19 protein-coding genes and 2 pseudogenes are annotated in these 21,250 nt (G+C 44.4%); 4 read left to right on the top strand and 17 right to left on the bottom strand.

Going from position 1 to position 21,250, the window contains the following annotated elements:
- Window positions 1-7 precede the first annotated feature (7 nt).
- From K6J74_RS05260 to K6J74_RS05205, 12 genes and pseudogenes are all read right to left on the bottom strand, one after another.
- Window positions 8-1,024, bottom strand: a complete 1,017-nt coding sequence (locus K6J74_RS05260; protein WP_221271241.1) for an aminopeptidase P family protein — start codon at window positions 1,022-1,024, stop codon at window positions 8-10.
- 3 nt (window positions 1,025-1,027) lie between these two features.
- Window positions 1,028-1,519, bottom strand: a complete 492-nt coding sequence (gene aroQ, locus K6J74_RS05255; RefSeq protein WP_221271240.1) for a type II 3-dehydroquinate dehydratase — start codon at window positions 1,517-1,519, stop codon at window positions 1,028-1,030.
- Between the two features lie 44 nt (window positions 1,520-1,563).
- Entirely contained in the window at window positions 1,564-3,210 is a 1,647-nt protein-coding gene (locus K6J74_RS05250; RefSeq protein WP_221271239.1) for a methyl-accepting chemotaxis protein, read from the bottom strand.
- 55 nt (window positions 3,211-3,265) lie between these two features.
- Window positions 3,266-4,042: an HpaA family protein gene (locus K6J74_RS05245; protein WP_221271238.1), complete on the bottom strand. Its 777-nt coding sequence runs from the start codon at window positions 4,040-4,042 to the stop codon at window positions 3,266-3,268.
- 79 nt (window positions 4,043-4,121) lie between these two features.
- Window positions 4,122-5,100: pseudogene (locus tag K6J74_RS05240) on the bottom strand (iron-sulfur cluster assembly scaffold protein).
- Between the two features lie 9 nt (window positions 5,101-5,109).
- Window positions 5,110-6,279 carry a NifS family cysteine desulfurase gene (locus K6J74_RS05235; protein WP_221271237.1) on the bottom strand — a complete coding sequence of 390 codons (1,170 nt, stop codon included), beginning with the start codon at window positions 6,277-6,279 and terminating at the stop codon, window positions 5,110-5,112.
- A 769-nt stretch (window positions 6,280-7,048) separates the two neighbouring features.
- Window positions 7,049-7,195 (bottom strand): hypothetical protein, encoded by a 147-nt coding sequence (locus K6J74_RS05230; protein ID WP_221271236.1) that lies wholly within the window; start codon window positions 7,193-7,195, stop codon window positions 7,049-7,051.
- 1,103 nt (window positions 7,196-8,298) lie between these two features.
- Window positions 8,299-8,715 (bottom strand): AzlD domain-containing protein, encoded by a 417-nt coding sequence (locus tag K6J74_RS05225; protein ID WP_221271235.1) that lies wholly within the window; start codon window positions 8,713-8,715, stop codon window positions 8,299-8,301.
- Window positions 8,712-9,385, bottom strand: a pseudogene (locus K6J74_RS05220) (AzlC family ABC transporter permease). The gene K6J74_RS05225 and the pseudogene K6J74_RS05220 overlap by 4 nt, the downstream one beginning before the upstream one ends.
- 216 nt (window positions 9,386-9,601) lie before the next feature.
- Window positions 9,602-9,847, bottom strand: a complete 246-nt coding sequence (locus K6J74_RS05215) for a hypothetical protein (protein WP_221271234.1) — start codon at window positions 9,845-9,847, stop codon at window positions 9,602-9,604.
- A 106-nt stretch (window positions 9,848-9,953) separates the two neighbouring features.
- Window positions 9,954-10,262, bottom strand: coding sequence for a tetratricopeptide repeat protein (locus K6J74_RS05210; RefSeq protein ID WP_221271233.1), 309 nt, complete (start codon window positions 10,260-10,262; stop codon window positions 9,954-9,956).
- Between the two features lie 619 nt (window positions 10,263-10,881).
- The gene (locus tag K6J74_RS05205; protein ID WP_221271232.1) at window positions 10,882-11,220 is read right to left on the bottom strand and encodes a cupin domain-containing protein; all 339 of its coding nucleotides are present in this window, start codon (window positions 11,218-11,220) and stop codon (window positions 10,882-10,884) included.
- Between the two features lie 83 nt (window positions 11,221-11,303).
- Between K6J74_RS05205 and K6J74_RS05200 the strand changes: the two genes are divergently transcribed.
- On the top strand, window positions 11,304-12,467 hold the full coding sequence (locus K6J74_RS05200; RefSeq protein WP_260321535.1) for an epoxyqueuosine reductase QueH: 1,164 nt from the start codon (window positions 11,304-11,306) through the stop codon (window positions 12,465-12,467).
- Here K6J74_RS05200 and K6J74_RS05195 read toward each other — a convergent pair.
- The 3 genes from K6J74_RS05195 to K6J74_RS05185 form a co-directional block, all read right to left on the bottom strand.
- A complete protein-coding gene (locus tag K6J74_RS05195) occupies window positions 12,457-12,834 on the bottom strand; it encodes a hypothetical protein (protein ID WP_221271231.1) in 378 nt (125 codons plus the stop codon). The genes K6J74_RS05200 and K6J74_RS05195 overlap by 11 nt on opposite strands.
- An 11-nt stretch (window positions 12,835-12,845) precedes the next feature.
- The gene (locus tag K6J74_RS05190) at window positions 12,846-13,472 is read right to left on the bottom strand and encodes an NAD(P)H-dependent oxidoreductase (protein ID WP_221271230.1); all 627 of its coding nucleotides are present in this window, start codon (window positions 13,470-13,472) and stop codon (window positions 12,846-12,848) included.
- Window positions 13,473-13,553: 81 nt separating this feature from the next.
- Window positions 13,554-15,422: an outer membrane beta-barrel protein gene (locus K6J74_RS05185; RefSeq protein ID WP_221271229.1), complete on the bottom strand. Its 1,869-nt coding sequence runs from the start codon at window positions 15,420-15,422 to the stop codon at window positions 13,554-13,556.
- A 328-nt stretch (window positions 15,423-15,750) separates the two neighbouring features.
- On the opposite strand from K6J74_RS05185, the gene K6J74_RS05180 reads away from it, so the two are divergent.
- The 3 genes from K6J74_RS05180 (at window position 15,751) to K6J74_RS05170 (ending at window position 19,696) form a co-directional block, all read left to right on the top strand.
- On the top strand, window positions 15,751-17,745 hold the full coding sequence (locus K6J74_RS05180; RefSeq protein WP_260321534.1) for a methyl-accepting chemotaxis protein: 1,995 nt from the start codon (window positions 15,751-15,753) through the stop codon (window positions 17,743-17,745).
- Window positions 17,746-17,921: 176 nt separating this feature from the next.
- Complete coding sequence (locus tag K6J74_RS05175; protein ID WP_221271228.1) at window positions 17,922-18,776, top strand: menaquinone biosynthesis family protein; 855 nt, start codon at window positions 17,922-17,924, stop codon at window positions 18,774-18,776.
- An 11-nt stretch (window positions 18,777-18,787) separates the two neighbouring features.
- The gene (locus tag K6J74_RS05170; protein ID WP_221271227.1) at window positions 18,788-19,696 is read left to right on the top strand and encodes an alpha/beta fold hydrolase; all 909 of its coding nucleotides are present in this window, start codon (window positions 18,788-18,790) and stop codon (window positions 19,694-19,696) included.
- On the opposite strand, the gene flhB is transcribed toward K6J74_RS05170, so the two are convergent.
- Together flhB and K6J74_RS05160 are read right to left on the bottom strand one after the other, a co-directional pair.
- Entirely contained in the window at window positions 19,693-20,748 is a 1,056-nt protein-coding gene (gene flhB / locus K6J74_RS05165; RefSeq protein WP_221271226.1) for a flagellar biosynthesis protein FlhB, read from the bottom strand. The two genes, K6J74_RS05170 and flhB, sit on opposite strands and share 4 nt — an antisense overlap.
- On the bottom strand, window positions 20,741-21,250 hold the full coding sequence (locus K6J74_RS05160; RefSeq protein WP_221271225.1) for an NTP transferase domain-containing protein: 510 nt from the start codon (window positions 21,248-21,250) through the stop codon (window positions 20,741-20,743). The genes flhB and K6J74_RS05160 overlap by 8 nt, the downstream gene beginning before the upstream one ends.

Raw genomic sequence — 21,250 nt, 5'->3', positions numbered from 1 at the left:
GCACCCCTCACAACACAACAGCCCTTGAGCCCTGCACAGCCACTAAATCTTCAATCCGCACCCCAAACTTGCCCGGAAGATAAATCCCTGGCTCAATAGAGAACACCATGCCCTCTTCAATGATGGTTTCGCTTCTTTGGGAGATGAAGGGCAACTCGTGGATGTCTAGCCCGATCCCATGCCCCGTGCTGTGCGCAAAATAAGCTCCATAGCCGGCTTTGTCAATCACGCCTCTAGCTAAGCTGTCGATCTCTTTGCCTGTCATGCCCGCCCTTAAGTTGTCAATGGTAAACTCTTGGGCTTTTCGCACCACATCGTAAATTTTTTGCAATTCTTTATCTTTAAAGCTCTGCTCTTTAGAGAAACTAAAGCCCTCTTTAAAAAATGCCGTGCGGGTGCGATCGGCGCAGTAGCGTTCATACTTCAAGCCCACATCCACCAAGAGCAAATCCCCCTCGGCTAAGGGGTCTTTGGAGGGCAGAGCGTGGGGCTTGGCGGCGTTGGCATTGATCGCTACAATCGGTTCAAAGCTTAGGTCAAACTCTCCGCTGTAGGTCAAAAACTCCTTGACTTTGAATTGCAAAAAATGTTCGCTGGGTGCGTGGGCGGTGTGTAGATACTTTGCAAAGGCGTCAAACGCCTCTTTGTTTAGCTCTTGCGCTTTTTTCAGCAAAGCCACTTGCTCGGGGGTTTTAATGATCCTTTGCTTGCGGTGATAATCCGCTTCCCCAACTAGCTTAAGATCGGGCAAGGCACTTTGCAAATGTTTATAGGCTTGTACACTCACTTGTGTGGGATCAAAGTAAAGTTCCTTAAGTCCGCTTGGGATAAGTTCGACCAATGCTTGCCACAAATCCGTGGTTTCGATCACCTCGGCGTTTTTAAGATTTGTGTGTGCCTCTAAAGTGTAGCGAGCATCGGTGATGAAAAACGCCTCCCCCTCAAATTGCAAAAAAATCGCATGGTCGCAACTGTAGCCACAAGCGAAGTATTGCGCATTTTCATCGGTAGTAAAATGCGCCAAACCCTACTCCTTCTCGATCTGTTGCTGTTGCTGGGCTTGGCTCTCTTTAATCGCTTTGATCTCGGCTAGAATTTGCATCATCGCAATCATGGCAACATGGTAACCAAACGCCCCAAAACCGGTAACAACCCCTGCACTTACAGATCCAGTGTATGAAACCTTACGGAACTCTTCACGGGCGAAGATGTTTGTTAAATGCACTTCAATTACAGGCATGTCAGCGAGCATGATCGCATCAGCGATAGCGATAGAGGTGTGGGAGAATGCCCCGGGATTGATGATGATCCCCTCTATATCGCTGCCCACGCATTCTTGGATTCTGTCGATGATTTCGCCCTCAAAATTGCTTTGGAAGAACTCTAACTCAAGCTCGTTTTGTTTAGCAAAATTCTCCATGTTTTCGTGGATTTGATCCAAAGTTACGGGACCATAAAGCCTAGGGTCCCTATGCCCCAGCATATTTAAGTTAGGCCCCTGAATCACAAGAATTTTCATAAGAACTCCTTTCAAAATAAGAGCTTGATTATAGCATAAACCGCCTAAAGCGTGAAACTATCGACGATTTTTTGCAAGCTTTGGGCGGTGGATTCTAATGCGCTGATCTCTTGTGTGTTGCTTGCCATTGACTTGGACACTTCTACAGCCATTTGGGCAATTTGGTTAACCTTGTTGGCGACTTCCTCAATTTGACCGTATTGGTTGTGGGAGTGCAACACGACCCTTTTTGTATCCTCTAAAGAGTTCGTGGCTTTATCATAGATTGTTTCTAGTGCCTTTACAGCCTCACTCACATGCTCTCGGCTCTTGCGCACCTCTATCACCATATTCTCCATGCTCGCCACGGATTTTTTCGTTTCTGCTTGGATAAGCTGGATGATGTGGTCGATCTCCTTTGTGGCTTCACCTGTATGTTCAGCTAATTTACGGATTTCATCGGCGACCACCGCAAAGCCACGCCCATGTTCACCTGCTCTAGCCGCCTCAATGGCGGCATTCAAGGCTAATAAATTCGTTTGGTCGGCAATACCTTGGATCAGCTCGGTGCTGTGGCCTATGCTTTGGGCGTGCTGATCTAGGGACTGGATCTGTGCAGCAGAGTTCTCAACCCCACTTGTGATGTGTGTCATCCCTGCGGCCATACCCTCCATCGCTTCCTTGCCCTGTTTGCTGATCTCCACGCTCTGCGTGGAATTAGCCTCTGTCTGCTCCACAATCGCTTTCACCTCTTGGATACTGCCTTGGATATTTTGCATGTTGGCAATGAGCTGGGTGGTCATGTCCTCTTGTTTATTGGCATTCTTCTGCGACACTTTAGACAAATCTGAAATCAGTAAGGATTTTTGGGAAATGTCCTTTGAAGATTGGTTAATTTGGCGGATGATGTGCACCATAGAACTTTGCATTTCACCAATTGCATCTAGAGCACTATGTTTGAAGTGGGTTTGCACTTCCCTAGACAAATCTCCCTTAGCAATCGTAGCGACCACTTCACAGATTTGGCGAGGTTCAGCCCCCAAAGAAGCCTTGATATAGCGGGTGATCCTAAAGGCAATCCCCATCCCCACAACTGCCATCACTAAAGTAAGCACTAAAATCAAAAAACCGAAATGGCTCGCAATGTTGCGGGCTTTTGGGGTGAGTTGTTGGTTTAAATGCTCCTCATAGTCAATGAAAGCATTCACAGCAGCTAGCCACTTAGTGAAGTTTTGCGCTAGTCCATCTTCTTCTAAGATTTTAGCCGCAAGACGGTTGTTCTTACGGGCTAAAGCTAAGACCTCCTTAATTTGGGGCATGCTTGAAACCTCAACGGCGTAGATGTGGCGCACTAACTGCCGCTCATGATCGCTGACATGTTCAGAGATGCGGACAAACATATCTGCCATTGCATCTTTATTTCTCTTGTAAATATCATTGAGCTTTTGGATCAATGCGACCTGTCGTTGGTAATAAGCATCGTTTTGGGCTAAAATCGCATCTCTAATGGCAATAGAGCGGTCGTGCACACTAGCGCGCATGTTGATAGCATAGCGTTGTTTCACGGCGTTGTAGTCTGTGAGTTCCGTGAGGATATTGTTGATGCTGTGCACCCTAATAATCCCCACACAAGCAGCCACAGCCATCAACATGATCACAATGGCAAAGCCACCAAAGAGCCTCTGAGAAACATTGATCTTATCGATGCCCATACACCAACCTGTCCTTTCTTTTTAAAGGCTACCCTAGGGTGGGTAGGTCTAACAACTATTTCTTGATTTGTTCGATTGCTTGGCGGTAGCGGTTGATGTTGGTGTCTGAAAGCTCATTAACCAATTTTTTCATCACCAAAGGGTACATTTCGTTGAGGATTTTGCGGATCGCATCATCATTGTTCTTATCCAATTCTTTGTGGCTTGTGATGTTTGGACCAGCAAACCCGCCAGAGTTTGTAGTTTTGTAAGTGTAGCGGTGGGTAAAGGCTTGTTTTGTCCCCACTTCCACGCCGAAGTTATGGATGATGCGCCCGGTTTCAGGCTCAAAGAATTTAAACCACACAGACCCCGAGCTTTGATCCACCAAAACATCCACATTGTCTTTTTCAGGGTCGTTGGTGTCCATTTTGACATCCTCTAAAATCCCAATCCAACCACCCATGTCTAGCACGGACCACATTTTGTGTTTTTGTTCAGGGGTCATGGCTTTTTCGGTAGACAAACGCACTACTTGATAGCCCCGTTTTTGGAAAATTTCTGTGATTTGCTTGACCAACGCATCTTGGAATTGGTCAATGTAGGGAGTTAGGTTGTCTGTCACCTGGATATGGGGGGCTAAAATCCCCACGGTGTGGTGGCTCAAGGGCTCTTGAGCGATGTTGATGGGGTAATTGAAGTTTAAAATCGTATCGCCCTTATTCAACACCACCTTGTGCTTTTTAGGTGCTGTCGCACCGCTAGCACTGCCGGTGTTGCCACTATCCGTTGCACAACCTGTGATCAGCAGACCTGCCAAGCTCCCCAATAAGATAAGATTTTTGCGTATCATAACTGCCTCCAAGAAAAACTAAGATGTAAGGACCCATTCTAGCATAGATTAATAAATATTGACCCCTCCTAAACTTAAGTTAAATCGGCAACACCCGAATATTCTCGTCTAAATATTCTTGCAACACCCCCTCAATGGCAAAGAGAGTCCCCGTGGCCGCGCTCGCACACCCATCGCACGCCCCCATGTAGCGGATGTAAACATCTACAAACCCTCCGCCCTCTTTGATGTCTAAGACTTCTAAATTCCCCCCATCCATCATCAACATGGGGCGGATATGCGTGTCGATCGTTTTATCGATCGCCTTGACTTTCTGCACCATGGTCATCTCAATAAAGTTCAAATCCCCCTCTAGGGACTTTTGCGCCACTTCTTTGCGTTTTTCTGCCTCCATTTCGGCGCGCACTTCTTGCAAAATGTCCACGAGATAGTATTCCCTTGCCTCGTGTCCACCGGGGCGTATGCAACTGCCACAAAAGCCCCCCGCTTTGGTGTAGTTGGTGATCTCCTCCACGCTTTTTAAGTCGTTGAGCCTAATCACCTCTTTAATGGTGCCAAGGCTCACCCGTGCGCATTCACATACGATGATTTCATCTTCAAAATCCTCGGGGTTTTTGCCTAAATACTGCCCGGCGGCTTGCTTGATCACATCGTAAGCCATCACTGAGCAGTGCATTTTTTGCCCGGGCACAGCCGGCACATCGGGCTCATCCCTTAGCCCCCTCTCCACATCTAGATTAGTGATTTTCACTGCCTCCTGCACCCTTTTACCTAGGCACAGCTCCACCATCATGTCCGAGCTGGCGATCGCCGTGCCACAGCCAAAGCTTTTAAACTTCGCATCGATGATTTTATCGGTTTGTGGGTCAATGAGCCAATAAAGGCGCACTGCATCTCCACAAGACTCCGCCCCATAGTCGGCGACAATGAGCTTTGCCCCCCTAGCTTTCGCATCTTCCTCTGTGAGCACGCCTAAATGCGTGGGGTTGTCCATGTCTGCTCACTTCCTTAGAGTAAGCGTCCCACAAAGCCCCACCTAATAAATTATTTTTTCCCATGTGTTCTCCTTAGTGGCTGTAAGAGCTAGAAATGTTGCGCAAGCGTTTCACGGCTTTTTTAAACACCTCAATGGTGCGCTCGATCTCTTCAGCGGTGTTGAAGCGGCTTAATGACAATCTAATCGCTGTGTGGGCGAGCTCCACATCCGCCCCGATAGCGACCATCACGGGATTGGCTCTTAAATCCTCGCTTGCGCACGCACTCCCCGTAGAGGCGGCGATGTTGGCGCGGTTTAAATCCCACAGCATCGCCTCGCCCTCAATGCCCCGCACACTCACCAAAGTCGTGTTAGGCACCCTATGCACCCGATCGCCGATCACAAAAACATCTTTAATTCCTAAGAGCGCATCCTCTAGGCGATCCCTCAAGCCCCCTACGACCTCTTTTTCATAGGTTAAATTCTCCACAGCTAAACGCATTGCCTCGCCCATGCCAATGATGTAGGGGACATTTAAAGTTCCGCTACGCCGTCCGCGCATGTGCTCGCCCCCATGGAATAAGGGGGTGAGCTCTACGCCTGAGCGGATGTAAAGCCCACCGATGCCCTTGGGCCCGTGGAATTTATGTGCTGAAAAGGAGAGCAAGTCCACTTGGGCTAACTGCACATCTACGGGGATTTTGCCGATCGCCTGCACCCCATCGCTGTGAAACAACACGCCTCTTTCTTTGCAAATTTGCCCAATCTCAGCAATGGGAAAAATCAATCCCGTTTCATTATTCGCCCACATCACGCTCACCAAAGCGGTTTTATCTGTGATCGCCTCTCTCACCTGTTGGGCGGTGATCGTGCCCTGCGCATTGATGGGCAGGTAGGTTACTTCCATGCCCACACTCTCTAAGAACTCGCAAGTGGCGCGCACAGCGGGGTGCTCGACTTGGGTTGTGACAATGTGGTTCTTGCCCCTTTTTAAAAAAGCGTCAAAGTAGATCGCCTTGAGCACCCAGTTATTGCTCTCAGTGGCGCAGGAGGTGATGATGATGTCGTCCTCATCGTGGGCGTTGATCCCGGCATAGAGCTTTTCTAAAGCCTCTGTGATCATCGGGTGCGTTTCTGTGCCGAATTTATGCAAAGAATTAGGGTTACCATAATGCTCACAAAAGTAAGGCTGCATGAGTTCTAGCACTTTAGGGTCAACCTTGGTCGTGGCGTTGTTGTCTAAATAAATTCTATTTAACATGGCCAAAATCCTTTATGTTGTGTGAGAGTTTAGGAAGAAAAAGGTTTTAAGTCGTTTTCTCATAGAGATAAGGATAATACTACGCTATCCTTTAAGTTTGCTAAATAGATCGCTAAAGACAAGGCTTTTATAGGGCTTAATTTTTTGGGCATATCCAACCCCTTGATATTGATTAATATTGATTTACGCTGCACTCGGCGCATGAACTCAAGCACACGCCACCCAAGAACCATGGTTTTGACCGCTCGGAGATAAGCACGAAAAACATAGCGAATTTTAATAGTAAAAGTAATTGCTGTATCGAGAAAAAGGCAGTTAAACTGACTTATTGTTTTGTTTTAGAAAAAATCTGAGTAAAAGCAATTTTAGACAGAGTGGCAAGCTGCAAGCTGGACCCTGCACTAGGGCACCTTTTGGGGTTTAGGCGCATCTTGAAAATCACGATGTTGCAAGGTATAGGATACCCTAAAACTCTCTTGCAACCTAGCTAATCCGTTGCATAAACCTCTTTAAACTACCTTGCCTCCCTATAAATTTTAGGAATTAAGAGGGGCAAAAATGTATAATCTTTTCTATCAATCCAATGTCTAAGGATCTTTATGGGTTTGCTCGATGGCTTGCTGTTAGTCTTTTTAGTGGGGGTGTTTATGGGGGTGTGGGTTACTATATTTACATGGTGCTTAAAAAATAGCAAAACAGCAAACCTAAGCGACACAAAACACCCATGCACCCAAACACCTTGATGGATTAACCCGTTGAATTTCGGCTTTCACAAGTCCAAATCTTTTGTAACCTTTGCCTTGCGTGCCTCCAAAATTGATAGTTCGTTTTCATAAGTGAGGATGCTCATGTCCAGGGTATTTGCATAAGCAAGCAAAGCCCGCTTATTCATTTTGCTAAGGTCTTTTTGTTTCATAAGTGCCTCTAAATTATCGTTTTGTGCTAGAGGTCTAGCACGATTTTGACCCGAATGCATTTTCTCTTAGCCCCCTGCAAGGGTGGTAAACTAGGTAGTCTCGCAAGGGGGACGCTCGCTAGCTTGCTTTGTCTTGTTTGCCACTCAAATGCCGTGAGGGCTAAAATTGTTTAAGTTTAAATATTCTAGGATGGCTTTAGATGTGTAAAGACATGGTTTTGGGTCGGGTCGCTGTTGTAGGTGTATTGGTAGGTATTTAAGAATACACGAAAACCACTAAGAACCTCATGTATCTAGAATAAAATACATCATTCCTTAGTGAATTAAAAGATAAAGCAATCAGGTGCTTCTTTGGGGACAAATTCTAGACAGAATTGGTTTAAAGAGCAGAGACGCTCGGCATAGCTACGATCGTGTGGTCGGTTGTGTTGATCCCAAAGACACCCATGGGTCTAGTGTTATTGCCTCCAAAATAGCCTACCATACAACCGTTTCTGCTCCTAAATGGTCATCTATACACTTCACTCTTTTAACCTATTTCGCCAAGCTATTGGGTAGTACAGCACACTACAGCATACTCTTATAATACTGTAATCTTTAAGGCGGAATTAGTTGTTTTGTAGCTTTTTAACGCCATTGCAGTAAAGATGGCTTAGGGGGTAAAATAAAGAGAGTGTCTAAAAGATCGTAGGACGCTTTTTTGGGTTAAAAGATATTTGTTTAAAGTCAAGATTGGAGAGGTAACCCAACACAAAGTTAGGGAGGCGATAGGATTTTCTTTAAGTGGCAAGATTAATTTGGTGTAGAAACCACCGATACAGAAACCACTCAAAAGTAATCGGCTTAATTATCTAATTTGTAAACCACCTAACATTGCCACTGCCACCAAAAGTGTGATCTTGAGTGATTTACACACAAATATCAAGTATTTAAGCAGAACGCAGGGTAGTCAACAAAGTTTCAGGTGAAGTTGATTTTCTAGTCAAACCGAGTGGCTAATTTTAGAGCTGATTTATTGGTGAACTATTGCAAGCTAACATAAAAAGTTCAAACAAGTTTCTAACTTAAAAGCTAGCTTTCAAAAAGTATATCTAATAATATTTTTAGTGCCATAATTTTATCATTAGTGAATGGATAGTAGAATAGATAAACTTTAATCTAGTAATTTTATGGTTTACAAATTTAAAAACCCCCACCAGCACTTTACTTTGCACCAGCCACATATAAGTGCACTCCCCTAATACACTGAGCACAAAGATTTTCAAATACCATTGTAAAAGGGCAACACTGACAATCGCCAAAATTTCATTGAATCCATAGGGTGGAACATTAAAAGAGGTATCCTTGATTCCATAGACAATCAACATACCCACTACCCCAAGACTAAGCACCCGCCCTAAGTAAGTCAATATTTTAGGGGCAGGGTGTTTAGCATTAAAAAGCAAGAAAGGGAAGACACGGATTGCATAAGTTGTAGCAGTGGTGATAAGTAAGGCGGACACAACATAGAGGTCGTTCATTCTAATCTCCTTTTAAAGAGAATAAAGACCACAACCATAATAACCAAGGTCGGTAAGAGAAAATAAGTTTTACCAAAGAGTGCCAAACACAAAATGGCACTCAACAACCCCACTAGAGCTGGAGTGTGCCGATTGGTAGCACGCCACTGCTCCACAAAAATCACGACAAATACCCCTGTAATTATGAAAGAAATCCCTTGGATATTCAAACTAAATTGACTCCCCAAGACCACCCCCAAAGCAGTGCCTAATACCCAATAAATGTGGTGTAAACAAGCGATAGCAAACATGAAATCTTGTGGGGCACTCTCTTTGGGTTTGACAAAATTTAAAAGCATAAAAGTCTCATCGGACAAGGTGTGTGCCATATAAAAAACACCCGTCTCCCCATGCCTGAAAAAGGTTCTAGCATTGAAACCGCATAACAGATTTGGCGGACATTAAGCAAAACAACTAATAAAAAGACATTTAGCAAACTCACATGTGCTGCTAACAACCCCACCACTAAAAACTGCACGGCTCCTGCATAAATGAACACGCTCATATACAAGGCAAACCACACGCTATGGCCCTCCTGTTGCACCAACACTCCAAAAGTTGCTCCAATCAGCACATAGCCTACAAGGAGTGGAATTGTGTGTGGGAAAGCTTCTGCAATTGCTTTAAACATCTTTCTCCTAGAAGGGTTTTAATCACAGCAATATTAAGATATTTGCAAAAGGGATTTTAACGCTAAGAACCTGCGGACTCATCAAGTAGGTTGAAATTTTCACGTCTTACATACCAACGCATCCATAGAAATCCCCTCCCTACAGAACTAAAAAGGTGTTTATCTCTATCTAGGAATTTTTCCATATCATATACTTCTGGCAATGGAGACACCCTTTTAAAATACTAAGTGCCATGCTACATTTAAAGCAATGGGAATTCCTAGCAATGATATTGTTAAGCCGTTTTCCATGGTGTTCTGGGCTTTTTTGATTCTGCTTAGCTCGCAGATAGTTTTCAGTCCTATAGTGGTGGCTTTCTCTTCTGCAACTTCGGGGTTTGTTGTGATCTCTGCTAGATTTACCCCATTCTCTTGGACAATTTCTTTGATAAAAGAATGTTGATTAGGATATTTATCTGCCATCTTCACTCCTTTCTCCAGCATTGATAAAGCTCCTTATTCTACAATTGGCATTAACCCGTTTTCTTGCATACCTTGCATGAGATGGCATACGCAACAATTCAGCTAATCAATGCCCCTTACTCAGCATTCTTTCCAAAGCCGTTTGTGCAAGAACATCGCCCATCTCTGCTCCCTTTTGGAAATATTCTTTAGCCTTAGCCGTGTCTTGGGGTTTCCCATGCCCATATTGATAAATGAGACCGATAGAATGATAGGCTCTGGCCTCTCCATTCTCAATGGCTTTTAAAAAATATTCAAAGGCTTTGGCATGATCTTGAGTAACTCCATTACCCATAAAATACAACATGCCCAATTTGTAGTATCCTCTACCATATCCACCCTCTCCAGCTTTTAAGTAGTATTCCTCAGCTTTCAAGTAATCCTTGTTTTCATAAGCTTTGCTGGCTATCTCAAAACACGATATAGGGCCTCTTTCATATAAAAACTCCTGATTTTTAGATAAAGATATGCGATTCTATCAGCTTTAAGTATCAATTTTTTAAATTTTTTCTATCGTCTAGATAGTGTGATAAATATTAACATGTGCACACGATCACTCACTAAGGATTAAGAGGATAGCTAATATAAAAAATCCTCAACTCCACCTAGCAAACACTTTTTTACGATGAACTCCAAAAAATCAAAGTCGCCATGAAAAAAGTGGACTTGTTAGAGCAATACGAAAGTTTTAGAGATTGAAAAGGTCCTTGAAACCATGCTTTCTAAGACCCCAAAAACCCCCAAACCCCCAAAAACGCCTCGTAGACCATTCCCTGAATCAATAGATAATCGTTCTGAAGCTAAAGCCATATCTTGTACGACACTTCCGAAACTCTGTTTTGATAGAGTTTATAAAATTCGTTACCTTCGACAGCTTGACAACCAAACAGGTGATTCAAATCACAAACTTTAAAAATAAAATTGTGTCGTTCTTATAGTCCGTTCAATTCCGATGCCATATTATGCACCACTGTTAGGTTGTAATAACCTTGACCCTACTTATTAGAGGCTACATCCAACACTCTTTGGACGCTGTCCAACTTGCTTAAAGTTAAATTAAGCACACTATCTTCTAGTCCGCCAAGGCTATGGGGGACGTGCGCCTCTAGGGCGATACAATCGCCTCTCTCTAGTGTGTGTTTTGCCCCTTGCACTTCAAACCAAATGCGTCCTTGCAACACCCGCACCACAATCGCCCCGGGGGCTTGGTGCTCGCGCATTTCCTTTCCTTTTGGCATACAAATGCGGATTTCTTTGCTGTTTTCTGTTTCCAAGAGCTTTTGGATATCTAAAGATGCAAAACTTGGATTTTCTAAGAAGTGTAAAATCTGCATAAAATTCCTTTAATCAAAAATGAGGCATATTCTAGCACAAGATGGCAAATTTAGATACAATGGTCTAAAAACGGAAAAAATGTATGCAAAAAGGCATGTTGGTGCACATTTGTTGTTCGGTCGATAGCCATTATTTCTTGCAAGAGATACAAAAGCTTTACCCCCACACCCCTCTTACAGGTTTTTTTTACAACCCCAACATACACCCAAAAGAAGAGCATGACTTGCGTCTGCTCGATGTCAAACGCTCGTGCATGGCTTTAAATATCCCTTTGCTCGAGGGCGATTACACCTTAGAGGCGTGGATGCAAGCCGTTCGGGGTTTGGAGCAAGAAAAAGAGAAGGGCAAAAGGTGCAATGTCTGCTTTGATGTCCGTTTAGAAGTGAGCGCACAAATGGCGTTAATGCTTGGGTCAAAGCGTTTTAGCACCACCCTACTTTCAAGCCCCATGAAAGAGCAAGAAGTGTTGAAGGCGCAAGGAGAAACCATAGCAAAAAAATACGGCTTGGAGTTTGTCTACGTTAATGTGCGCGCCAAAGGAGGGGTGGAAAAACAGAACGCCCTTGCCAAAAAAGACAAGCTCTACCGCCAAAACTATTGTGGTTGTGTCTTCGCTCTTGAAAAGCAACGCCAAGCGCAAGACAAGCCTTGCACAGAATTAATCAGTCCCCTAAACCGCCAAATACATCCCACTAGCGTGACTAGCCGTTTGGAGCTTTTTAAACAACGACAAGAGTTAGAAGCCAAGGCGCAAAACTACCAACTCTTACAACAAAACCTACAAACTTATCTACTTTTAAGAGGATATGCTAACACAAAAGGAGAGGTGATTGCTAGCCAAATCCTTGCCCACTCCGCCACCAAGAAAGCTAAAATCAAGGATTTACAGATTGCTAAAACCACTCTAAAGCCCACTTTAGCCGAAGAAATTCTTTGTAAAAGGTTGGATATTTTGCCCCCCACGCTAGAAATTAATCTAGGTTTTAGCCCCAAAGACGACACATTATTCCTAGACACCGCTGGCGTGGCACACATTTTAAACACCCCACAAACCCCCGTAAAATCTTTGAAGCTCACCTACAAGCAAGAACTCTATTTGAGAGAGAAAATAGCCGGAGCTGAGAGCATCCAGCCCATTTTTATCGTGCAAGACTTAAACGCCTTACTTGGGGGTGTTGTTGAAGTGGAGATCACCGCTGCATTTTTTGAGCAAAAAAACTTTTACCTACTCCAAACTATCTCTTGACTAAAATAGCCCGGTTATCCCCGCGCCTTTCTAAGCGGTAGGTGCGTAAATGCTCTAAAATCTCTATGCTTCCAGCGGCTAAGGCTATTGCAATAGCTGCGTAAGTCGCCTCAGTCCCCAAAACATCCACAGCCCCAGCTACATCTTTTTTAGCCATGATGCTTTGGGGCACAGCCGCCCCCAGCCCTACAGTCTCCGTTGAATCGATGAAAGCCGTGGTGATGGCGACCATAGCGATACACCAAGCGGTGTTGTTGGCACCTACCAAGGGGGCAATCTTGGCGACAATCTGTCCCTCCATGCCTATATCCTCAATATTTTTCTCTAAAGCTTGTTGTAACTCTTTTTCGTTGTACACAACTTGCATATAAACCTCTCTTACAAAAGATACTTAATGGCACTCCCCTTTTCCTTGCGGGCTTTAATCGTGGTGGGCATGGCGGCTTTACCCAGAGCCACTAGGCAAGCGATGTTTGGGGGGTTAAAATAGGCGTTCAGCACGCTTTGAACTTTTTGTGCCTCAAAGCCCCCGATGATGCACGAATCCACGCCCATTAAAGTGGCAGCTAAAGTCATTTGCCCCACCGCAATGTAGCATTGCTCTTTCATATAGGCTTCAATCAAGGTTTGATCGTTTTTTAGGCGTTCTTTTAGCAAAACCTCCACCCCTTTAGAGACCCTTTCGTGGTATTCCTTGGTGTAAAAGCGGCTCAAGTAAGCGGCGTTAAGCTCACTAAAGTGCATATAGCCCACGACCACCAAAACGGCGCAACTTTTAACCAATTCGGTGTTAAAGTAAACATAGGGCAAGAGTTTGTCTTTCATCGCGCCTTGCAAAACGACAAACTCCCAGGGTTGGGTGTTATAGGAACTTGGGGCAAGTCTTGCCGCCTCTAGGATTTGTTCCAAGACCTCTTTGGATAGGGGGGTGTTGGGGTCAAACTTCTTGCACGCAAAGCGGCGGTGTAGAAAGCTGTTAAGTGCCATTGGACTTAGTGTTTGCATGTGTCTCCTTTAATCAAAAGTCGCCCATGCTAGCGTATTTAGAAAAACACTCGGCAAATAGCCTAGCACGCTCACTTCTTTTTAAAAGATTAGTTTTTCATAAGTTATAAAAATCCCAATGTCTTTAAAATCCTCGTCAAGATATAGATGTGTGGAGTCTATCTGCCAATTGATGTCTTGGTGTAGGAGTGGGAGATCAACCCCCCACTTAATAATATTTGTTGAAAACTGAAACCTAAGACCTAAGTCCACATCTAAATTGTAAGAGGCGCGCCACAGATTTTGACCGCCAGCACTCAACACAAAGTTAGTGCTGCCCCCTTGCACCCCCGCAAATATCCCATAAAATGCGTGAGACTCGCCATTTTCAGGCGTATTAAAATCATAGATGAGATTTCCACCTACATTTACTTGGACATCCTGCAAGCGTTTGAAGAATGGGAGGCTGGTATAAATAGGGCTGCGTATATAGCCATAACCTAGGAAAGCATCTAAGGAAAACCCTAGATGTTGGCTAAAAAAGTGCTGGTAGCCAGCCACCAAACTACCATTGATGCCCATGTCATGGTAAAAGGCATTGCTAAAGGCATGCACCATGCCTGATAAATTGGGACGGGTGGCAAATTGAGGAACATTTAAACTTGCAATCTTGGCAAAACTAAATTTGTAACTAAATTTTGGGTTGGGGAGTGGACTAATAGGGGGAGGAGGTTTGCCCGGGGGTGTGGGAGTTGGATAAGGGTTGTGTGCTTGCCCAGGAGTGGGAAAACTAGAGGTGCTAAGAGTATTTAAGTAGGATTGGTATGCATTGATTAGTCCCTCTTCAGCATTCTGAATAGTGTTTTCACTATAGCCCCCGATCTTTTTCAAATCAGAGATCAACACCGCTTTTTGGTAGAACCATGACTGGACTTCTATGAGCTGGTATGGATTGGTGGGCAGTATTCCTTGATCTAGTTTGGGCACCATGTTTTGTATGCAATTTATAAAATACTGCCCCCACCCACCAGCAGCTTGAGCAGCACTTTGATCCACCCTGCACGCGCTACCTTGAGCTTCGTGGTAACCATCTTGCTGGTATTGGCTAAATTCTTGGGGGTTCCAGGGCATTGTCAGTATCGCTTTATTGGCGCTAATCATTGCATTGATCGCATCAAGATTGCCACTAATGGATTTAAGATTATTCAAAAAAGCCTGCCATGAAGGGGGATTGCTTATCTGGTCTCCTTGATTGTTGTATTGGGGCACATACTCGCGGATGTTTTGAATCAGGTTGTCTAGCGTTTGGTTGTAGTCATTGACAACTCCTGAAGCTTTATTATATTGCTGCTTTTGTTGATCATAAGCCCGTTCTTTTTGCTGATACTGGGTGTTTTCTTGTGCGGTTTGTTGGTGTTTTTCAAGAGCACTCTTGTAGGCAGCTTTGGCTGCATCTAATGCCTTGTTATAGGCATCGATCGCATCATTGATCTCATGGATTAAATTTTTAGATCCCTCTTGCAGGGCTTTTAGAATGTTGGCATACTCGGTGCTGGCTTGCTGGATTTCTGGAGTATCTGGAATCTGTTTGTTAGCTATCATCGCATCCAGTGCTCCAATCTTTTGTGCAATGGCCTGCTCCAAAGTGTTGTCCTGGCTTTCAAGCCCATTTAAAAGCGGAGTGGATAACGGATCGAGGTTGTTTACATCCCCTGTAGTAGAAACCTGATTGTTTTGTGCCCTATAGGTCTCCTTATTGTTCTTCAAGGCATTCTCTATGGCTTTGATCGCTATGCTATTGAGATTGGCAACAAGCTTGTCAATATCGGCGTTGAGTTGCTGTTGCAAGGCAAAAGCTTGGGTATCAGAGGGATTAGAGGCATTGTGCTGTGGTGCTTCATAAGAGGGGCTCACATTTGTCAAACCTAGCCGCCCCCCTACAAAAAACCCATCGCGCACATCGGCAGACACCACACCCCAAACAAGAGGTATTAGTAAAAGCCTTCTAATACACAACATACGCCATGATCTGCCCATTAAGTTAATGGTAAAACAACAATAATTGGAAGGTCGCCTTTGACACCATCTTTATAAGTAGGCATGGCTTTTACTGACAAACCAAGCGCACTTAGACATTAGCATTAAATAGAGAGAAATGCTATGTAGTGAAAGAGCCTTGACGCAGTTTATCATAGAAAAAAATAGAAAACAGCTACTTTTCTTTTTTCTTTTTTTGCATAAGATGACTTGATTTACCTAATTTTTATTAGAATGGTGCTTTCTTAATTAGGAGTCTTCGTTGCGTTTACTAAATGGTTTGAGGCTACAAGGCAAAATCATAGCGATCATTTCTATCCCTATGGTTACCTTATTGTTTTTTATGTTCTGGCAGTTGTACGACACTTACAACCCTTTGCTGTCCAATAAGGATTTGGTGCACCAAATAGAGGTTTCTAAACACTTATCTTGGTTAGTGCATGAAATGCAAAAAGAGCGGGGGATGAGCGCAGGGTTCTTGTCGAGTGGTGGGGTGCAATTTGCCCATAGGCTGCAAGAACAAAGAAAACACACAGATGTAAAGTTAGAGGATCTTAAAAAGTTCTTAAGTTCTATTTCGGGTTTAGACTCTAATTATGTGCAAAACCTACAAAGGGGGCTTAATTTTTTAGACCGATTGCCACAGATCCGCAATGCTATGGAGTCCAAAGACAAGAAGGCGATTGTAGATAGCACGGTTGCATACTTTACGCAGAGCATTACGATATTCCTTGACACCGTGCTTAAGTCTATTAATATTATCCATAATTCTGAAATCTCTAATGCTTTGATGGGTTATGCCAGTTTTCTTTACACTAAAGAGATGTCTGGGTTAGAGCGCGCCACGGCTGACCGCATTTTTATTGCCAATGACCCCGCCGATCCGCAATACGCACATTTCATTGCCCTAGTGGCTAAACAAGAAGTCTTTGAGAAATATTTTCTATCCTTTGCAGATGCACAAAGCATCGCGCTCTTTAAGCGTGTTTCTAAGGACTCTAGTTTTAGGGATGTGGAAAAAATGCGCCAAATATTGATGAAAAAATACCTCATGGGGGGATTTGGGGTTGATCCATCGATGTGGTTCAATACCATTACAAGAAAAATCGATTTGCTTAAACAGGTGGAGGATAGTATTAGTGCGCACATCACAAAGCTTGCTAGGGTTGAGATTATAAAAGATACCCACTATCTTGAATTTCTAGCAGTCTGTGAAACATTACTCATTCTCATTACAACGATTTTGTCTTTCTCGGTGATGCGCCATATCTCTAAGAGATTGCAAAAGGTCAATAAGACACTAGAACATATTGTCGTCAATAAAACTTTCACAGATAAGATCAACATCACCACTAACGATGAAATAGGTTTTATGGGTAGGTCTGTAAATGTCTTCATAGAATACATGCGCGACACCTTGCAAAGAATCTTTAAACAGGTGCAAAACAATACAGCTATCTCTAGATCTTTGAACACCATTTCCGCAGGTTTGGACTCAAATTCTAAACAAATCAAACAAATTAGTCAAAACAACACGGATTTAAGCCGCTCCAGTCGACAAGCATTAGATGAAAGTTTATCTATGTCTATTTCTACTAGAGATCTTTTAGAGGGCGTGTTAAAAAATGTCTCTGACACGAAAGCAGCTGTGGCTGTGATTGATGAACATGTCCAGCGCAATATGACCAATGAAGAAAATGATGTGGTGAAAATGCAATCTTTATCCACAGAGGCACAAAATATACGGGGCATTCTAGACACACTCACAGAGATAGCTAAGCAAACAAATTTATTAGCTCTCAATGCAGCCATCGAGGCGGCGCGGGCGGGTGAGCATGGCAGGGGCTTTGCGGTGGTGGCTGATGAGGTGCGGGCTTTGGCTGAAAGAACCCAAAATAGCATCACGGAAAGCGAATCCATCGTCAAACATATCTTAGAGTCCATCGCCAAGATCAACCAAGAGAGAAAAGACAATCTCCAATTAATGCAAGTGCTGACCCAGCACTCAAGCGACATGCAAAGCCATGTAAATCATCTTTCTAGCGTGATCGTTGGTGTTGTGGACCAATCTTTAGCCAATCTCGATAACATCAATAGAATCAACAAGCACACCACAAATATCCTTGAAAATGGAGACAAGATCGCCTCGTGCGTGCAAGATTTATTAAAGATCAACGATTCCATGCAAAAGTCTTCTAACGATCTCAATAAACAGACTAATGATTTAAACACTTTCCTTAGTGTTTTTAAAATTTGAAGTGAGTTAAGCAAGATGTAGCGGACACCTTAAGCACCATGACGATTTTTATACGACTCGCCTTTCTAGGAAGAAAAGGTGATGTCTTTTTCCCTAACATCGTTTTCAATGTTTAGCAATGCTTAGGTGAGGACAAAATGGCTAAAACAAGCTAAAATGGGAGAAAAGAAGAACACATGTTGAGCATAGCGCACAGCCCCGATGCGGACGATATTTTTATGTTTTACGCCCTAGCCTTTGGCTGGGTGAGTTTCCCTAAGCCTTTCACGCACCACGCCCTGGACATAGAGAGTCTAAACCAAGAAGCCCTCAAAGGCACGCACGCCATTAGTGCCATTAGTTTTGGGCTCTATCCGCTCATTAAGGAGCATTACGCCCTATTGCAGCCGGCCACGAGTTTTGGGCAAGGTTATGGACCTAAGCTCATTCGGCGCAAGGACAAGCCCCTTAAAAAGAACTTTAAAGTGGCCTTGAGCGGGCAATACACCACAAACGCCCTTTTATTTCGGCTCTACTACCCACAGGCGCGGGTGGTGTATAAGCATTTCTTAGAGATTGAGGGGGCGGTGCTCAGCGGGGAGGTGGATGCGGGGGTGCTCATCCACGAGAGCATTTTAGAATTTAATAGCGATTTAATGGTAGAAAAAGAGATTTGGGAGGTGTGGTGTGAGCTGACCCAAAGCGCGTTGCCTCTGCCTTTAGGGGGGATGGCTCTTAGGCGCTCGATCCCTTTAACGCAGGCCATACGCATGCAAAGGGCGTTGAGCCAAGCCATCGTCATTGCCCTAAAGCACCAAGATTTATTAGCGGATATGCTTTTAGAGCGCAGTTTAGTTAGGGTCAATAAGGCGCATTTAGACACCTACCTAGGTATGTATGCCAATGCCAGCTCTTGCGCTTTGAGTGAAGAGCAAATGGCAGGCATTGATGCCTTGTTTGCGTTGGGCTTTAAACACGGGCTTTACCCTGAGCTTGTGGCGTGCAGGGACTACTTGATCCCCGATAGCTATGAAAATCTGCGCTTTTCTTAAAGGATGGCTAGGTGGCTAAGAACGAACACATTAACAGCGACAACCCCCCTTATTTAGAACTTTATTTTGACCACTACGAGCCCACGCAATCTAAAGGGGTAGTGGTGCAGATTGCCACGGGCATGGTGGAGCATAAGGAGCATTATAAATGGGTAGCTAGCGAGCTTTGCTCTAGGGGGTATGTGGTCTTTGTCGCCGATCACAGAGGGCATGGCTTGAGTGTGTTAGAAAATGGTGGCGAGATTTTTTGGGGGGAGATGGGCGATGAGGGCTTTGAGTGGGCAGCCAAAGACATGGCTAAACTTGCCAAACACATAAAAAGTCTTTACCCCACGCATAAGTTAGTGGTGTTAGGCCATAGCATGGGTTCGTTGCTCGCACGGCGGTGGGTGCAACACGACTACGCCCCCCTGGACGCTTTGGTTTTAACCGGCACGCCCGCCCCCTTCTTGGGCTTAAGGCTATGCGCCTTTTTGCTAAAAATCTTAAGCCATTTGAATATCCACTTTAAGGGCGGGGTCAATGCACTCTTTAGTTTGCACCCCAGGGTGCGGGCGTATCAGGGTAATTGGGTGTGCCGCAATACGGGGGCGTTGCGCCTCTTAAGGGTCGATCCGGCTTCGCGCTTTGTGTTTAGCACCAAGAGTTTTGCGCTCTTAGTGCAAGGGGCTTTTAAGGTGTTTCACACCCATGCCTATGGGCGCAAGGATTTACCCATTTTGTTTTTAAGCGGATTAGATGATGTGTGTGGGGGCTTTGGCGTGGGGGTGATTAAAGCGCACCGTTGCCTAGAGAAACAGGGCTTTAAGGATATTGAACTGCGTCTTTTTTCTAAAGATCGCCATAAAATCCTAGATGAGAGCGACAAGCAGGCGGTGCTAGAGAGCCTTTTAGAGTGGCTAGAGAGTAAGGGGCTTTAGCGGTTTTTCATTTGTTGGATGTGCGCCACTTGGGCAAACACAATCGCCACTGTCTCAAAGAGCACCTTAGGGATCACCTCATCAATATCCACATCTTGGTAGAGTTGGCGGGCGAGTTTGGGGTTTTCTATGATTTCTATTTCGTGCTCCCTTGCCACGCCTTTAATGCGGATCGCCAAGTGGTCGACTCCCTTAGCCACGACTATAGGGGCGGGGTCTTTCTCCTCAAAGCGCAGAGCCACAGCGTAGTGCGTGGGGTTGGTAACGACCACATTGGCGCTTGGGATGGCTGCCATCATTTTGCTCATGGAGTTTTTGAGCATGAGCTGTTTGATTTTGACTTTGATCTCAGGGTTACCTTCTTGTTGCCTATATTCGTCCTTGACTTCTTGCTTTGTCATTTTGAGCGAGTTGATGTATTGTCGGCGTTTTAGCATGAAGTCCAAGATCGAAGCCACTAAGAATAAAAACAACAAGCTAGCGATGACTTCTAAGGATTTGCTTTTAAACCATAAAAGTTGATCTTTATAGTTAAACTGCGCCACGCCCACAAGTTCGTCTACAAACGAATACACCAAAACAAAACCCAAAAGAAAAGCGATAAAAACTTTAGTGGTGATGAGTAACCCGTCTAAGAACCTCTTTAACCCAAAGAGATTTTTAAAGCCCGTGATGGGGTTGATTTTGCTCCACTTGGGCGCAATGGCTTTGGGGCTGAATAAAAAGCCAAATTGCAAGACATTAGCCAAAAACGCGACAAGCCCCACTAATAAGAGAAAGGGCAAGAGCACCCATAAAATGTCTTTGAGTAGTTGCAAAGAGAGCGCATGTAAATTATGGGGCGTGAAGTCTAGCTTGATCCACTGCAAAGATTGCCTAAACATGCTTTCAAAGCTCTTAAGCCAAAAGCTAAAGAACGTAAAAATCCCCCCAAAACTCGCCACCAAGCCCAAAAACCCCAAGACCTCCAAACTCTTGGCGACATTGCCCTCTTCTCTGGCCTTTTCGATCTTTTTGGCTGAGGGCAGCTCGGTTTTTTCTTCTTCAGCCATTGAGTGCTTTTATGTAGTCGCTATAGGTGTTTAAATTGCAAAACTCTTTGCTCTCTTTCACTTCCACCCCAAAGCCTATTTTCTTAAACACCGCCCCCACTTTCTCTTGCTCCTCGTCTAGGGCTTCTTGCAACAAGTCTAGGGCACTGGGCTGGCATAAATTTGGTAAATAAAAAGTCTTGGGGCTCTTGAGATAAACCAAGGGGGCTTTTTGGCGGTTTTTATAAAGCTTTAAAAGACTCTCTTGGGTGATGAAGGGCATATCCACGGGGATAAAGATCAAAGGACTTCTTAGGGCAGCTAAACCATGCACCATCCCCACTAAGGGGTTAAAATGCCCTTCGCCCTCGATCAAATACGAAGCACTTAGGTGGTATCTCTCTTTGCAAGAGATATAAACCCCTTGAAACCACGCTTGGAGTTTATGGTATTGGTATTCTAAAAGTGTGCCATTGCCAAAGGGCAATAAAGCTTTGTCAAACTGCTTACCCTCTATTTGCAT

Source organism: Helicobacter sp. NHP19-012 (genome assembly GCF_019703325.1).
Taxonomy (GTDB): Bacteria; Campylobacterota; Campylobacteria; order Campylobacterales; family Helicobacteraceae; genus Helicobacter; species Helicobacter gastrofelis.
This window is presented reverse-complemented; position numbering and strand designations above follow the sequence as displayed.